Annotated in this window: 17 protein-coding genes; 1 reads left to right on the forward strand and 16 read right to left on the reverse strand. The window is 38.0% G+C overall.

The window, feature by feature from the left end; genetic code table 11:
* Positions 1-25 precede the first annotated feature (25 nt).
* The 4 genes from ACTNDS_RS12780 to ACTNDS_RS12795 all read right to left on the reverse strand — a co-directional run bounded on the left by ACTNDS_RS12780 (position 26) and on the right by ACTNDS_RS12795 (position 1,762).
* Complete coding sequence (locus ACTNDS_RS12780; protein WP_441036146.1) at positions 26-262, reverse strand: type II toxin-antitoxin system Phd/YefM family antitoxin; 237 nt, start codon at positions 260-262, stop codon at positions 26-28.
* Positions 263-364: 102 nt separating this feature from the next.
* Complete coding sequence (locus tag ACTNDS_RS12785; RefSeq protein WP_441036148.1) at positions 365-559, reverse strand: excisionase; 195 nt, start codon at positions 557-559, stop codon at positions 365-367.
* A 497-nt stretch (positions 560-1,056) separates the two neighbouring features.
* Positions 1,057-1,338 carry a helix-turn-helix domain-containing protein gene (locus ACTNDS_RS12790; RefSeq protein WP_441036150.1) on the reverse strand — a complete coding sequence of 94 codons (282 nt, stop codon included), beginning with the start codon at positions 1,336-1,338 and terminating at the stop codon, positions 1,057-1,059.
* A complete protein-coding gene (locus ACTNDS_RS12795) occupies positions 1,313-1,762 on the reverse strand; it encodes an RNA polymerase sigma factor (RefSeq protein ID WP_441036152.1) in 450 nt (149 codons plus the stop codon). The genes ACTNDS_RS12790 and ACTNDS_RS12795 overlap by 26 nt, the downstream gene beginning before the upstream one ends.
* Positions 1,763-2,262: 500 nt before the next feature.
* Here ACTNDS_RS12795 and ACTNDS_RS12800 point away from each other — a divergent pair, with 500 nt between their 5' ends.
* On the forward strand, positions 2,263-2,607 hold the full coding sequence (locus tag ACTNDS_RS12800; protein WP_441036154.1) for a helix-turn-helix domain-containing protein: 345 nt from the start codon (positions 2,263-2,265) through the stop codon (positions 2,605-2,607).
* 100 nt (positions 2,608-2,707) lie between these two features.
* Here the strand turns inward: ACTNDS_RS12800 and ACTNDS_RS12805 are convergent, their stop codons facing one another.
* From ACTNDS_RS12805 to ACTNDS_RS12860, 12 genes are all read right to left on the reverse strand, one after another.
* Positions 2,708-3,058, reverse strand: coding sequence for a hypothetical protein (locus tag ACTNDS_RS12805; protein WP_441036156.1), 351 nt, complete (start codon positions 3,056-3,058; stop codon positions 2,708-2,710).
* 70 nt (positions 3,059-3,128) lie between these two features.
* A complete protein-coding gene (locus ACTNDS_RS12810) occupies positions 3,129-3,548 on the reverse strand; it encodes a winged helix-turn-helix domain-containing protein (protein WP_441036158.1) in 420 nt (139 codons plus the stop codon).
* A gap of 228 nt (positions 3,549-3,776) precedes the next feature.
* Positions 3,777-3,947: a hypothetical protein gene (locus tag ACTNDS_RS12815; protein ID WP_441036160.1), complete on the reverse strand. Its 171-nt coding sequence runs from the start codon at positions 3,945-3,947 to the stop codon at positions 3,777-3,779.
* A 53-nt stretch (positions 3,948-4,000) separates the two neighbouring features.
* Positions 4,001-5,029 (reverse strand): acyltransferase family protein, encoded by a 1,029-nt coding sequence (locus ACTNDS_RS12820; RefSeq protein WP_441036162.1) that lies wholly within the window; start codon positions 5,027-5,029, stop codon positions 4,001-4,003.
* 78 nt (positions 5,030-5,107) lie between these two features.
* Positions 5,108-6,508 carry a L,D-transpeptidase family protein gene (locus tag ACTNDS_RS12825; protein ID WP_441036164.1) on the reverse strand — a complete coding sequence of 467 codons (1,401 nt, stop codon included), beginning with the start codon at positions 6,506-6,508 and terminating at the stop codon, positions 5,108-5,110.
* A gap of 140 nt (positions 6,509-6,648) precedes the next feature.
* On the reverse strand, positions 6,649-8,079 hold the full coding sequence (locus ACTNDS_RS12830; RefSeq protein ID WP_441036166.1) for a sensor histidine kinase: 1,431 nt from the start codon (positions 8,077-8,079) through the stop codon (positions 6,649-6,651).
* 9 nt (positions 8,080-8,088) lie between these two features.
* Entirely contained in the window at positions 8,089-8,769 is a 681-nt protein-coding gene (locus ACTNDS_RS12835; protein ID WP_441036168.1) for a response regulator transcription factor, read from the reverse strand.
* A gap of 22 nt (positions 8,770-8,791) precedes the next feature.
* Positions 8,792-9,031, reverse strand: coding sequence for a hypothetical protein (locus ACTNDS_RS12840; protein WP_441036170.1), 240 nt, complete (start codon positions 9,029-9,031; stop codon positions 8,792-8,794).
* A gap of 131 nt (positions 9,032-9,162) precedes the next feature.
* Positions 9,163-10,290, reverse strand: a complete 1,128-nt coding sequence (gene hflK, locus ACTNDS_RS12845; RefSeq protein WP_441036172.1) for an FtsH protease activity modulator HflK — start codon at positions 10,288-10,290, stop codon at positions 9,163-9,165.
* Complete coding sequence (hflC, locus tag ACTNDS_RS12850) at positions 10,287-11,204, reverse strand: protease modulator HflC (RefSeq protein WP_441036174.1); 918 nt, start codon at positions 11,202-11,204, stop codon at positions 10,287-10,289. Before hflC ends, hflK (ACTNDS_RS12845) begins: the two co-directional genes overlap by 4 nt.
* A gap of 22 nt (positions 11,205-11,226) precedes the next feature.
* Positions 11,227-12,744, reverse strand: coding sequence for an FtsH protease activity modulator HflK (hflK, locus tag ACTNDS_RS12855; protein WP_441036175.1), 1,518 nt, complete (start codon positions 12,742-12,744; stop codon positions 11,227-11,229).
* A 10-nt stretch (positions 12,745-12,754) separates the two neighbouring features.
* On the reverse strand, positions 12,755-14,929 hold the full coding sequence (locus tag ACTNDS_RS12860) for a peptidyl-prolyl cis-trans isomerase (protein WP_441036176.1): 2,175 nt from the start codon (positions 14,927-14,929) through the stop codon (positions 12,755-12,757).
* Positions 14,930-15,042 lie beyond the last annotated feature (113 nt).

A 15,042-nucleotide genomic window follows, 5' to 3' on the forward strand; every position in this document is an offset into this window, starting at 1 on the left:
TTCAAATTATCGGCAATTACTAAAATTACTTGGAGATTGGATGCTCTTTCGTTCCTACTGTATCAGAATACTTTCCCTTACGGAACTTAATATCGCCATAAAAATCACTCATTCCAGAATTCTTTTCAAATGTTTCCAGACTCATAATTACCATATCTCCATAACCATTTTTAGTTATAAAAATAGGCTCTTCTGTGCTATGACACATCTCTGACATTGCGTTCGTATCTCGCAATTCTCTAATAGGAATTATTCTTGGCATCTTTTCATCTCCTTTCGCATTTAATTGTAGCATAATTATGCATCAAATTCAAGCCTTTTTAGTAACTGTCGCAGCTATAATTTCTTCTATAAAATATGATAATCACATTGTTAATTGATATTTTGCATTTTTCTTTAGTTCTTCATCAAAAAGTTCCTTATGAACAAAAACTCTGCGTCCAATGCGAACAACATATTTGCAGCATGGATTAGATATTAGCTCCCTTGCCTTTGTCTTCCCAATTCCGACATAACTGCAAAATTCATCAATAGACAGCAACGTTTTGTCTAGTTCCATTTTCAAACCTCCTCTTTGCTATTTTGGTATACTGTATGCCTACCAATAAAAAAACACTTTTCAAATGCTCTTTTATTGGTAGGCATCACAAAAAATCCTGCAAGTGGCTATCAGGTATAGCCCCATTGGATTTGCACCATCTTCATCAGACCGGACTCTTGCCGGAAGTATCATTATCAAGAACAGCATCTTCGCCACAAAGTACCTATCTCTCTGTCGGGAACAAATAATTGTCGCTCGTACCTTTGCTTCAATGCCCGTAACAGCATTTCCTCGCTTCCAATCCCTCTGACCTCCCGACAATTTGTCGGGAAATCAGAAGGACAGGTAGTCCTGGCGTATCCATTCCATAGCTCAACTGCTCCATACGTCTTGCAGGATCAACCATATTCAATTTTCAAGGTGCGCTGCATCCCAATCTGCCCTACTCCTGAAAGGGAAAAGAGTAGCAAACTATGAAATGCAATCGAATAGTAAAGATCAGAGAATTATTTCTCCTATCTCCTATTCGCAGCTTTTCCAGTTCCATAAGGAACCGGCTCAAAATCGAGTATCTTTGTGATCAGTTTTGTTTCCAAACGCCGACGCAAAGTCTCATCTACACAGAAATATGCCTGTCCATATTCATCAAATAGCATTCTTGTGGATAAACTGGTTATGTATCCTTCGTAATGCTTCAGCACTACATTGATTGCTTCCACATCACCCTCTGATGCTGCCTGAATAATATGGAAAGGCAGCAATTCAGATTCATCAATCTGTCTTTCGTTTTTTCTCATCCGTATTTGCCTCCATAATTTGTTTGAGTAATTCGAGTGAGCGTTTCCGATGTTCATGGATGGTACTGCGTACAAGGTTCATTTCCCTTGCAATTTCCGCATCACTCATATCCATGAAATAGGATAACAGAATGACATTCCGCTTCTTTTCCGTCAGATTTTTTAAGGCTTCCGCAATCAAAGCATCTTTAACTTCAATATCATAACCAAGGACCTGAAAGCGGCATGTTTCCAAATCGTATTCATCCATCGTAAAAAATCTGCTCAACTCCTTCTGCGACAATTCCGACAACATCACTTCGTGCTTTTGCCGATAGGCCAAATGTCTTTGATAATCAATGACTTCGCCTTTTAATGCCAATTTACATATCCGGTCAAACTGATGTCTGACCGTCCATTCTTTCCAGGAAGAAGATTGCTCCATAAGAGTTCACCTCCTTCCCGACCAACTGGTATGAGCGAAATCCTTTGTTTCCCTTTCGCTCAATATCCCGATTGGGTATTTGCCCATGTTGGGGTGAAGTCAAAACTTTTTGAAAAAAAATTTGACGTATATAAAAAGCACCCAGATGGGTTCTAGCCCACTGGACGCTCAATATATCAATAGTATTTAATCTAACTACATATGCGTATTCTCTAGCACTACCTTCAAGAGTGTGTTTGGAAATGACATTAATTTGGATTTTTTTAATTGAATTATCTGTTCCTTCTGCCTGTCTATGTACATTTCCATTTCCGCCACAACACAGGCTCTAGGAAAAGCACGCCAAAAAAACCTTTGCCCGGTTGTGTTTTTTTTACAACCTCAAAGGTTTATCTATATTTCAGTAGTGTAATACACTACTTTTTATTCATCCTACACACTTTTCACTTTCCAAAGGTATTGTTATACACTACGTACAGGAAAGCATGGGAGGTAAAAACATGGGGGAAGTTGATCCAAAATTGGGCGAGCTAATCAAAAAGACACGGCTTGAGCGTAGGTTAACACAGGAAAAAGTAGCAGAGCTTGTTGACTGCCACACACAATACTACAAAAATCTTGAAAACGGTATCGGCATGCCCAGCGTTCCTATGTTCTGCAAGATTATGAGGGTACTCAATATTTCGGCTGATGATTATGTTTATCCAAATCAGAATATTGAGCTTCCTGTATATAAATCACTACTTCATTTAATCAATCAGTGTGATGAATATAAACTTTCTGTATTACTCGCCACTGCTGAAGCCCTTCTGAAAGATGGCTCTGACACAAGACATGATAAATGATAGAAATAGTTTTTTTATCATCTTAAATATAGAATTATTATAGAATTTGCGGTATTCTTTTATTTTTTACCGCAAAACCAAGAAAAGAATGGCCCATCATTTATTTTGATGAGTCATTTTTAATTTTTTCTATTATGGATTTCACATTTTCATTCGGTGAAAGCATACCCAAACCAAATAGTATCTGGAAAGCATCAAGTAATCCCTGCAAATATGCTTCCTGTTGCTCTGCAAAGGCAGCACTCCAAAGTTGCTCTACATAATCAATTAACTCCTTTTTCTCCGATGATTTAATACTTGCTAGAAGTTTGTTATAGCCATTTTGAAGACCGTCTAGTTTTTTCTGCTCTCGTTTACAACTTTCCAAATGTACAAGTGAGCTACGATGTGTATCCTCACACCTTAGATTTTGCAAAAACACCTCAAGTTTCTCAAGCACTTCATTTTCCATTACCCACATCCTCCTTAGAATTCATCTATTTATAAAATAAGCAGCGATTGTACATTTCATACACCACTGCTCACTCTATCTGATCATTAAATTTGTAACCTACTCCCCATACTGTTAAAATGTAAATCGGGTTTGACGGATCAGGCTCTATCTTTTTACGAATTTTATTAATATAAGCAATAATATTCCTATTATCCAAAACATAGCTTTCTCCCCAAATACGATCATATATCTCATCCTTACTGAATACCCGCCCTTTATTACGTGCCAGCAGTTCAAGGATATCGAACTCTTTCGCCGTTAGGATAACTTCTTTCTGATGCAACAGCACCTGCCGTTTTGATGGAATTATTGCAAGCTCTTTATATACTAATTCATCTGTGCTATATGTAACAATTTGAGACTTGTAACCACTTTCTGATATGAATTGTAAAAGGCTTTTATAAAAGTTCTCATCCACCTTCTCCATTTTTATCAGAAGCAAATCCACATTTATTTCAATCCTTTCAATACAACATTACACTGTTCTAATAATTTATTGTTTTTGCAGAAATTTAAACAGGATCCCTTAAATATTACATATGGAATTATACTATTTATTCTGCTGCAATCCTCCTTTCACATTTTTACTAACAGCCCATGGATTTTTTTATTTAGAAAACTATCTTCTGTCTCACTAATAGGTATAACCATAAGGTAGTTATCATATTAATGTGTACTATTTCACACGATACCCCGCATTAATCAAGGAATACATCTTCTCCCACATTTCTTTATCATTTCTTGAACTCACCATATCCCATGAAGAATTTGCTGTAAGAGATATTACGTTTTCTTTTCTGGATATCCAAAATGCATTTTTTCTCATATTATTTTTTTCAATTTCCATTTTCACATTTCCTTCACTGATTTCAAAAATGTCTGCTATAGTTCATCATCTTATTACACCACATTATTACTCTTACTTTTAAAAAGAATAGAAGTAATAGTCCGTAAAATACTGTTATACACCCAATTAACCGGAAGACTTCCTAATACACAAATAAATAACAAAGAGAGTCCAAATAAAACCCATATATTCAAAAGCTCAGGGATTTTTAAAATCAACAACTCATTCATTACAATCATAATTGGGTAATGGAAAAAATAAATTCCCATCGTTTTTCCACCGCTTCCAATAAAAGTGAGCGGCAATTTCCTGTCCGGCAATAAAGCTAATGACGCCAGAATGACAAGAAAAGAGGCAAAATATGTGAGCAGCCTAATGATTATCCCTTGCAAATCATCTAAATCACAGGCTTTATAAGAATGATTTCCACGAAAAATATCTACCGGAAGCTCTCTACTAATCATATAGTTTGTTATTGCCAAAAGTAAAAATACCGCCAAAACCAAAATATTCCATTTACCCTTTAATTTACGTAGCATTTCTATATATTCGCTTTTCCATAAATAGCCTGCCACAAAAAACGGGAAAAAAACCACAATTCTGGAAGATGACAAAAAGGTTGAAAACTCCATTCTGGTTCCAGCCCACAATGCAAAGATGATACTTAGTGGTACAACAAAACGAATCTTCCCAAAAGCCTCGATGGTAAGCCGATATACAAATAAAGCCAAAACATACCACATTACTGTACCTGATGGACGTAAAAGCTCATAATCCATTTTATTTCCTGCCCACACCTGAATCCACCATGTAAGACTATATCCCAAAACATACGGTAGCAACAAATTTTTCACGTTCTTTAAAACATTCTGTGTTTTTTTAGACAGATAACCAGAAACAAATATGAACGCCGGCATATGGAAAATATAAATAGCATACCAGATATATTTTACCATTTTATCAATCTTCACAAGTTGAAACGCAATAATATGATTGAATACTACTAAAAATATTAAGATTACTTTGAAATTATCTATTAAACAGGAATATGACATTTCCTGTCTGTCCATCTTTTGACTCATTTGTATTCCATCCTATAATTATTTATGCAGTAATATCTTCACTCCCATTTATTCTGTCGTTTTGTATATTCAGATATTTTAATATATTATAATAGGATATCCTCCTTCAATCGCATTATATATAATTTCCGCCTGATACGGTGGCAGATTGATACATCCATGGCTCCCGTTTGTTTTATAAACTTCCCCTCCAAATACTGGCTGCCAGTCTGCATCGTGTAATCCTTGGCCATACACAAAAGGCATCCAATAAGTAACTTCTGTATTGTATCCATAAATATCGCTCGTGAGTGTAAATGGGCTTGCCTTATAAGCAATTGAATATGCTCCCGTATAAGTTGCCCGATCTTCCGTAGGAAGACCACTTATAATGTCAGTTTCCGTTACAAGACTACCGTTTTTATATAGCCAAAGATACTGCCGTTCCAAACTGACTTCTATATAGCTTCCAATTAAATCATCCGTTCCATTGCGGGTCATTCCTTCCTTTTCATATACAGGTGCTCTTTGGATAGCCTGCCCACTTTCTAAATCAGCACAAAGTTGCTCGAACTCCGCATCCTGATTAATACGGAAGCCATATTCGTTATTACTTACTTCTACCGTCTGTCCGCCAGAGGTCTGGAAATATCTCGGTACGTAAATAGTATTATACTTATTTCCAAGTTCCTCTACATAACTCCACACCTGATCCAAATCTATTTCTACTTTATCTTCTGAAACAATTAACCATGAACTGATCGTGGTAGAATCTATTGTTTCAGTTGTATCTCCGAATAAGTAAGTAATGGATGTATTTTTGTATTTCTCTATATTTGCATTCAATTCATTCACTTTACTATTCAGGTCTTCTGACGCTGCCGTAATCTCCGCAGCTTTATAAACCTGACTGTTAATTTCCATAATAATCACATCATCTGTATATTTTTCAGCCAAACTCTTTTCCAAATAATCGTCTGTATACTTCATCAATTTGTTCTGGTCTATCTGATTTCCCTGCTGATCAATTACGACCACAAATTTCGTTTCCACTGTATCGAAGTCAATAAACGCATCTTCAGAAGCTTTCCTTTCCGTACTTATTTTCAGATTTTCTTCCGTCAACGTCATTGCCTGTTCCACTTCATCCTTAACGATTTCATATGTAACTTCCAAATCTTCTCTTTTCTCAACAATCCCTCTGCTTTTTAATCTTTCGTCTCTTTTCTGAGCCAATGCCTGTTCCAAATGCTCTAAGTTAAAAGAATACCCTAATTCCTTTAATGTTGCTGTATATACCTTTTCTCCATCTTCATAAAAATATATCTGTTTTTCCCCAAAGGATGTTTCAAGTTTCTGTGCCGCCTCATCTGGGGTCAGTCGTGATACATCCTCTCCAAAAATAGAGATACGACACCCCATCGTCTGTGTATCAATGAAAAATTCATACCCCACAAATCCAGCGCTCAAAAGAATAACAAGCAATACACATAACTTCAAAGTCAGTTTAAGTCTTCGTTTTTTTACAAGAAGCTCCTTGCGTTTTCTTATTTCCTCCTCTCTTCTCAATTGTCTTGCCCTCATTCTGACCTGTTCCATTTTATCCCTGTCCCTTATTCAATAAACTCATCTATTCCATATTAGCGAAGAACTGTGGGGATTTTATGGTAATTTTCCCCATCCTCCGGCAATTCCATATAAAAAATTGTTCCTCTAATTCCATCGCTTGTTGCCCATATCTTACCACCATGTCTATCTATAATTGCTTTTGTGATTGACAAACCAATCCCCATGCCCCCTGTTTGCATATTTCTTGATTTATCTACTCTGTAAAAACGTTCAAATAAATGTTCTAATGCTTCATTTGGAATTTGCTTACCTCTATTTTGCACTTCCAGACACACAGAATGATTTTCAGTTCTATGATAACTAATCTGGATTTCACTTCCATCTTCCGAATACCGTATTGCATTAGACATTAAGTTTGTCATACATTGCATAATTCTCTGTCTGTCTGCCCATATCATATCCCCATTTTTTGTTAATAACCGAATCCTCAGCTGTTTTTGTTCCAATCTGGCTGAAAAACTCCAGTACAGCTTTTTGCACATTTCATAGAAATCAATCTTCTCAAAATGCATCATGTCTTTCCTATTTTCCAGTACATATAATTCCTGTAACTGCTTTACAATATTAATCAGGCGTAAAACCTCTTCATGGCAGCTTTCAAGTCTTTCATCAGTTGGTTCCCATATTCCATCAATCATAGCTTCTAATTGTCCCTGAAGGTTTGTCAAAGGTGTCCTTAGTTCATGAGCCACATCTGCAGAAATCTGCTGTTTTTGTTTTTCTTCTTTTTCTAAATCCTTTGACATTTCATTGATTGCATTAATCAGTTTCTGTGTCTCTGCAATTTTACTTTTCTCTTCTATTTTTATTCCATATTGTCCTTGAGCTATATGAGATGCAGCATCAATCACTGATGAAATCGGCCTGGTAAATTTTCGGGACATAAAACCACCGAGTATTACAGCAAGGAAAACAAATGCAGAGGCAAAAAGGACAAGGAACTGGTTTAGTTTACCTAGAAGCTGAAGCTCACTATCTGTGTACGAATATGGACCATAATACCCTACTGTCAGGGTTCCGACCTGCTTTCCATCAGACTCCAACATATATTCCTTTTCCTGATATTTTCCATCAAATCCAAGATAACGTCCATGCATATTGTTTTCTGCATGTTGAAGCGCAATCTGACATTCCTCTTCTTTGTGTGTGCGAATATCCCAATCCAATTCGCCATCCGTTGTTTTTACATGCATTAACAGTCCGTTCTGCAATGCAGCATTTCCAATAATCTCTATCCCGGTCATTTCATATTTCCCGGTATCTTCCTGATATAGTTCTTCCATCTGGCTGACTACTGAACTGATCTTCTCCTCAAGCTGTTCTTTTGCATATTTGCTGAATACACTTTCCATAGATATCGTATAAAAAACAGCCAAAGATACAATAATTAAAAAAGAAATAAATGAATAAGATAAAATCAATCTGCTTTTTATTGTTTTCATTCTCTTCTCCTATGGCGTAAACTGATAGCCGACCCCATACACCGTTACAATATACCTTGGTGTTCTGTTATCTGGCTCAATCTTTTGACGGATACTTTTTATATACGTATCAATACTCCTGTCAAACCCATCAAACTCATCACACAACGCATATGTGATAATCTGATCCCTTGTAAAAACACGGTTTGGAGCCTTTACCAGAAGTTCAAAGATTTTATACTCTGTTGGCGTAAGATGTATTTCTTCACCATTCTTTTTGATACTCCTTCGTTCAAAATCCAATTCCAGATAACCATCACCTATGTTAAAGCATTCCGGACTGTATCGCCCGGCCCGCCTCAATACGGCTTCAACTCTCGCTAAAACATTTCTCGGGCTAAACGGTTTCATAATATAATCATCGGCACCGCACTGCAGTCCACCGATCATATCCTGCTCCTCTATTTTGGCCGTCAACATGATAATAGGAGTATTTGTTTTTCCTTGAACAATCCTGCACACCTCTTCTCCCATAATATCCGGAAGCATAAGATCCAGCAGAATAAGATCCGGTCTTTCTGTTTCAGCCATTTCTATGGCGTTTTTTCCATTAAACGCAACTAATGTACGATAACCTTCCTTTTCCAAATATGCCTGCAGAACTTCTGTAATTTTCTTCTCATCATCTACAATCAATATTTTCTTTCCCATGTCTGTATTTTCTGCCTTTCGTTTAAAGTTTGCTCCTTATTTGCTCACCAAATTGATCACATTCCTTTGCAACGATTCTTTTATCCAGGATGCTCAAAATCGTGAGGGAAGCATAAATAATCCTTGGCATATCCTTTTCTGCTGCTTCCAATACAAGTATATTTGTTTCTTTTTTTATTTCAACGGATATCATGCCATATATCCTGCTAAGTTCATTGCATATTTTTTGTGCAATCATCTTATCTGATAAACCGAAAAGCATAAAAAATCTCCGTTCCATCATCCGCACTCCCTTTTCATGGTCAAAATTCTCTCTTATGATACTCATTTTCAGAACGCCTGAAAACAGTACACTCTCAGACTAATGATCTGTACAATGTACTGTTCCCATTCTTATTCTGCCATCATACTCACGCCAGATACTCCTGCATCAATTAATTTCAAATCCACGCTTCCATCTGATGAATCGACAATATACATTTTTACCAATGGAAGCACTTTGTCCAGCGTTTCCAATAACAGCCTGTATTTTGTCGTATCTTCCGAATATATTGCAGAATTATTTTTATATTCTTTCAGCATGCTTAAAAATTTTTCTGTATCTCCAGTAGCTTTGGAAATCTGTTCCTCCCTATATGCCTCGGCATTGGACACAAGTGAATTTGCTTGGGCTCTTGCCTGTGGAATCAGGCTGTTATAGTATCCATTCGCCTCGTTAATTGCCGTTTCCTTTTCTTCTTTTGCAGTCGTAACATCCAGAAAAGCATCCGAAACCGTGTCTGGTGGAACGATTTCCTGAATATTAAAAGCTGTGATCTGGATTCCGGCATCATATCCATCCAAAGTTTCCTGTGCAAGCTTCAGTATTTCATTCTGGGCAGCGGTTTTTTCTGTTCCCAGTATATCATCTACAGCGGTATTTGCCATCAGCCTGACAAGAGATGCCTCTACACTATAGCGTACTAACTGTTCACTGTTTCCGTTGACTCCGTACAAAAATTTTGCAGCATCGCTGACTTTATAATGTACAATCGCCTGAGTCGTAATAATATTTTCATCACCTGTCAGTAACTGGATTGCCTGCGGTTCCTCATCTGGTTGATGGATGTGTTCTGGAAGCGACATACCGATATCTGCCCTGCGTACTTCTGAAACATTTACTTTCTGTACCTGATCTATCGGCCAGGGAAGCCTGTAGTGAAGCCCTTCCCCCACAGACTGGTTACTGATGCGGCCAAATCTTCTTACTACAGCCTGTTCTCCTGGATTTACCACATAAACTCCTGTTAAGAGATAAATGGAAAATACAGAAATACCCAGCACTAAAAGAACTTTTTTCGGTTTGATATGTCCAAAAGCTCCCCTCAAATCCTTAATAACATCATTTCCCTCTGACGCAGAATGCTTTCTTTTCTTATGAAAGTTAATCAGCTTTCTGCTTTTTTTATCCTTTTTTCTACCTGATACCTCTCCCTCTTCTATTTTCTTTTCCGGGTCTCTCTGCCTGAATGGTATTTTCATTTGCCAGTCTCCCCTCCTGTCTCATTCTCACTGCCACCTAAATATTTCAAAATCTCTGCTGTAGAAGGCAAAATCAAAGTAGTATTCCCATCAATTGTTTTCTCATAGGTCTCAAGGGTACGGACAAATTCATAAAAATCCGGGTCTTTCTGATATGCCTCTCCGTAAATCCGGATTGCTTCAGCATCTCCTTCACCTTTTATCTGCTGTTCCTGTTGGTATGCTTCCGCAAGAATCAATTTTTGCTCTTTTTCTGCATCAGAACGAATTTTAGCTGCCTCTTCACTACCTTCTGCCCTGTATTTTTGTGCCATCTGTTCTCGCTCAGCACTCATTCTGTCATAAACACTCTGTTTGTTTGCCTCCGGAAAATTCAATACACGTATCTGTGCATCTACTATTTCAATACCATACTCTGCAGCCTTTTCTTTTGCATAAGATACTACATTTGACACCATAGCATCTAACTGGAGTTCTTCTGTATTCGTATTTACCAGTTGGTCAAGATTATATTTTCCAAGCTGTACTCCGAGGCTGGATGAAAACACGTCTGTAAGCCTCGCTTCCGCACCAATCTGATCTTTCACTGTCTTCAGATATAGTACCGGATCAGTAATTTTCCACGTCCCATAATAATCAAGCGATACACTTTTCTTATCCAATGTCAGAAGTTCAATTGAATTTGTCTGGTATACCTGTACACGTTTATCCAATTTTTGTACAGCCTGAATCGGATCCGGCAGTTTCACACTGAGTCCCGGCTGGTCACTCACCTTGACCGGATTTCCAAACTGTGTCACTACTGCGTATTCTGTCACATCCACTTTATATAACATCAGCGTAGCTATAAACAAGACTACTATAAGCACAATACCTGTGACCAAATGCTTTGAGATTTTTTTTGTTGATGCCATTTTTTATCCTCCATGCCTTCCTTTATTTTTCAGAATTTGCGTTATTCCCAATCCAAAGCTCTGCGTTATCAACCGCTACCCCTGTACCCAACAGAAGCTTTTTAACACTTGGCAGCACATTTTCCATAGCCTCCATATAAAGCCTGAATTCTGTTATCTCCTTTGACTTTGCATAGGCTGCCTGTTTCTGTGCGAAAAGAGCTGCATCGCCTTTCGCCGTTTGTACTTTGTTTTCCTTATAGCTTTCAGCCTCTGAAACCATTTTATATGCGTCTGCTTTCGCTTGTGGGATGATCGTATTCTGATAAGACAATGCTTCATTTATGTAAATGCTTTTGTCCTGCCTTGCTGTTGCGAGATCCTGAAAGCTGGACAATACACTTTCGGGCGGATCTGCCTGAATAAGCTGGACACTTACAATTTCAATACCCGTTTCATTTTTTCCCATTATCGCATTCAATGCTTCTTTTGCAGAAGCTTCAATCTCATCTTTTCCTTCTGTCAAAATATAATCTATTTTGCTTTTACCTACAATTTGACGGATACTGGTTTCCGCTCCCGACTGTATTAGAATGTCCTCATTCTTTACATTTAATAAATAATGCATTGCATTACTTATTCGATAATGAACGGAAAGATTAACATTTACCAGATTCGTGTCACCAGTGAGAAGCTCCTGAACACCTGTCTCCACTTTCTGAATATTGGAAGAATTGACAACGGAAACCTCCTCTATCGGAGCTGGCAACCGATAGTGGATACCCGGAGATACCTCCTTGACCACTTTTCCAAAGCGTTTTACTACTCCCGACTCATCCATTTGTACTGTATAAATTCCTGACAGTAGATATGCTGCCACTAATACACTCCCCATCCCCGCCAACATTTTCTTATTGCCGTGGAAACCATGTGCATGGTACGAATGTTGTACTTCCTCATTCGGATGCAGAAGTGCCCTGATATTTTCTGTAAAAATCTCATATCCGGAAATCATCAGTAAAACCATTGCAACAATCGCAGCTACTTTATCCAGATCTGGCATTCCAAATAGTGAACCGACAATGCCTACCAGAACGGCAATTCCACAATACATGTCCATTTTGGAGTGGTAACCATCCGCTTTCAAGCTCTCTGAACCTGTCTGTTCCCCAACATAAATTTTATAACGAGCCATAAAATAATTGATCACTACACCGATAAAAGCACCTGCTGCCACAAATGGGACATACCTTAGTTCCGTCTGCTCTCCTCCAAGTGCATCTGACAATATCTCAATTCCCATATAAAATATGAATACAGAAACAAATAATGCAAGCAGATGTTCAATTTTCTTTGACACAGCTCCTGCTTTTTCTCCATAAAATCTTGTAACCATAAGTCCAATAAATACCACGCTGGTTACAAATACGTCTGTAAATGAGTGGTATGCATTTGCCAAAAGCCCAATGCTCCCTGATATATCTGCGAGAAAAAATCTCAGGGCTATCAAAATTAAATTTGCAATTATAGTCACTAAAATCGTTTTTTCTTTTCTTCCCATCACTCTGCTCCTATGATTTTGTTAATAGTTTTTTTAGTGTCCGGTCATAAATCTGAAAACCAGCTTTATCTAAAATTTTCTGAGATAGATCTTCCGAAAGCTGCTCATGGGCCTGTTCTTTCAAATGCAATTTAATTCCATTTGCCAGTTCTTCCAGCGGACGCAGTTCCTCTTCTGTCATACTCCTTAACTGAATAATATAAAATGCATTCTGATATTCAATCAGGGAACTATATTCCCCTTCTTTCATGGAAAATGCTGCTTCTGCCAAAGGTTCAGCTAAATGATCCTCATACAATGTTCCTGAAATCTGTCCCCCGTTTTCTGCAGAAGGGTCCTCAGAATACTGCTTTGCTACTTCTGCAAAATCCTTTCCGTTTTCTAACATTCCCAATGCTTCCTCCCCTTTGGCTTTTGCCTGCTCTCTTTTTTCCCCATTTTCACCCTGACTGATCCAGATCAAATTCAGTTCTACAGAAGCCGGAGTCATAAGTGATTCTTTATTTTCTTCATAATACTTCTGTATTTCTTCCTCTGTCGGCTCTGCAAGATTCGTATCAACCTCTTCCTGATGCATCACCTGCCAGAGATACTGTGTCTGCAGTTCTTCAAAACTGTGACTGTTTTCCCCATCGTCTGCTTCATCTGTACTCTTTTCCAACAATAATTCCTTTGCAATCATTTGTTCCACCAGTTTCTTTTTTGCCTCAAAAGTCGCCAACTGGGATTGATAGTTTTTCGATAATTCCTTAAACTCTTTATAAAAATCACCAAGAGTGTACCGCCTGCTGTGGACAACAAATAGCGTCTCATTTTCCCGCATCTGGTATTCTGCATCCATGTTTTCCTGTTGCAGTATTACCTCAATCTCTTTTTGAACCTCGGATAAAGGCTTTATTCCCTCTGGTATTCTTTTGTCCAGACGGACAATACTGATACTTCCATCCTCATTTTCCACCGGATCACTTATATCACCTTCTATCATTTTAGATATGGTTTTATCAAGCACTGTATCCCGGTCTTCTTCAGATGTATTATTTATTACTTCTTTATTTTCTGCGAAAGAGACCGCCACACTCTCAAATGATTCCCCTGAACGTATCTTTCGTACTGCCTGAGTTGCGGTTTTTGCATTTACTGCTGCAATTCTTATTTCACTGTATTCTACCGATGGTTTTGTGACATAATTCTCTTTATTTTCATTATAATAGTTTTCAACCGCATCTTTTGTTGGAGGCGTTACTTCCAGTACTTCAAAATTAACCTGTAAACCGGACGTTTTTTTCAAATCTTCAATATATGCCTCAAAAAAGCTTCCATCCTTTTCAGCTGCCAGTATCTGTCGGATTTCATCTTCCACCTGATCAAAAGTTTTCCCTTCAAAGTCATTCTGATTTTCTGAATAGTATTGCTGAACCTCTAATTTGGGAATGGATTCCGGCGAAACGTTTTCTTCGTGAAGCTGAGTCATATACTGCTCTACCGTTGCATCATTCAGTAAGTCTTCCATGTTATGCTTCACTTCTTCTCGTCCTGTAATTCCCTGCTCTTTTGCCCAGTCCAAAATCATCTGCTCAGATGCCAGTCTTGATACCATCTGCCGATATCCTTCCAGACTATCAATCGGATGGCTTTCGCATTCTTCTGACAGGTCGCACTTGGAATGGTCATAACCATGGATCGGACATAACATATGTTCCCGCTCTTTTACACCTTCTACCGCAATAAAATCTGTAAGTTCATCTATCGTAATGTTTTTACCATTATAAGAACCTACTACATCCGGAGCCGGAGGTTTGGGCTCAGTTAAAACTGGAAGGACATAATAACTGACAGCCCCTGCTCCAGCCAGAAGAAATGCTCCCAACATAACTAATGGCCATTTTCTCCTTTGAGGTGTTTTAGAAAGTTCGATCTCTTCATCATCCGTAATCTGGCTTAAATCAATTTTCTCTGTAGGTTCAGCCTGTTGTTCCAATTGCCTTTCATAATTTTCCAGTTCTTCTTGTAACACTTTTTCGTCACTTTGCCTTTTGGTGAAACCCATAGAATGTAAAAGATCTGAAAACACAGACGCCTCCTCTGCACTATTTTCCGTTTTCTGTGCTTCCATCTCTCTTATTATTTTTTCCTCAGTTTCACTTTCCTCCCGCCCGTTTTGTGACAACTTGTCATTATCTGCCATTGCACTTCCTCCTGAAATGCTATAATTTAATTTACACATGGAGTATAGCGGGAAGATATGGGGATATTGTGGTAATTTATATAACAAAAGGCAGGTCAACAAAAACATTTCCT

This window comes from Blautia sp. HCP3S3_C12 (assembly GCF_052064155.1).
GTDB lineage: Bacteria > Bacillota > Clostridia > Lachnospirales > Lachnospiraceae > Blautia_A.

What these genes read in the sequence shown, in the direction of transcription:
- ACTNDS_RS12780 (WP_441036146.1), bottom strand. Translation starts at nt 262, where the DNA reads ATGCCAAGAATAATTCCTATTAGAGAATTGCGAGATACGAACGCAATG.
- ACTNDS_RS12785 (WP_441036148.1), bottom strand. Translation starts at nt 559, where the DNA reads ATGGAACTAGACAAAACGTTGCTGTCTATTGATGAATTTTGCAGTTAT.
- ACTNDS_RS12790 (WP_441036150.1), bottom strand. Translation starts at nt 1,338, where the DNA reads ATGAGAAAAAACGAAAGACAGATTGATGAATCTGAATTGCTGCCTTTC.
- ACTNDS_RS12795 (WP_441036152.1), bottom strand. Translation starts at nt 1,762, where the DNA reads ATGGAGCAATCTTCTTCCTGGAAAGAATGGACGGTCAGACATCAGTTT.
- ACTNDS_RS12800 (WP_441036154.1), top strand. Translation starts at nt 2,263, where the DNA reads ATGGGGGAAGTTGATCCAAAATTGGGCGAGCTAATCAAAAAGACACGG.
- ACTNDS_RS12805 (WP_441036156.1), bottom strand. Translation starts at nt 3,058, where the DNA reads ATGGAAAATGAAGTGCTTGAGAAACTTGAGGTGTTTTTGCAAAATCTA.
- ACTNDS_RS12815 (WP_441036160.1), bottom strand. Translation starts at nt 3,947, where the DNA reads ATGGAAATTGAAAAAAATAATATGAGAAAAAATGCATTTTGGATATCC.
- ACTNDS_RS12820 (WP_441036162.1), bottom strand. Translation starts at nt 5,029, where the DNA reads ATGAGTCAAAAGATGGACAGACAGGAAATGTCATATTCCTGTTTAATA.
- ACTNDS_RS12830 (WP_441036166.1), bottom strand. Translation starts at nt 8,079, where the DNA reads ATGAAAACAATAAAAAGCAGATTGATTTTATCTTATTCATTTATTTCT.
- ACTNDS_RS12835 (WP_441036168.1), bottom strand. Translation starts at nt 8,769, where the DNA reads ATGGGAAAGAAAATATTGATTGTAGATGATGAGAAGAAAATTACAGAA.
- ACTNDS_RS12840 (WP_441036170.1), bottom strand. Translation starts at nt 9,031, where the DNA reads ATGCTTTTCGGTTTATCAGATAAGATGATTGCACAAAAAATATGCAAT.
- hflK (WP_441036172.1), bottom strand. Translation starts at nt 10,290, where the DNA reads ATGAAAATACCATTCAGGCAGAGAGACCCGGAAAAGAAAATAGAAGAG.
- hflC (WP_441036174.1), bottom strand. Translation starts at nt 11,204, where the DNA reads ATGGCATCAACAAAAAAAATCTCAAAGCATTTGGTCACAGGTATTGTG.
- hflK (WP_441036175.1), bottom strand. Translation starts at nt 12,744, where the DNA reads ATGGGAAGAAAAGAAAAAACGATTTTAGTGACTATAATTGCAAATTTA.
- ACTNDS_RS12860 (WP_441036176.1), bottom strand. Translation starts at nt 14,929, where the DNA reads ATGGCAGATAATGACAAGTTGTCACAAAACGGGCGGGAGGAAAGTGAA.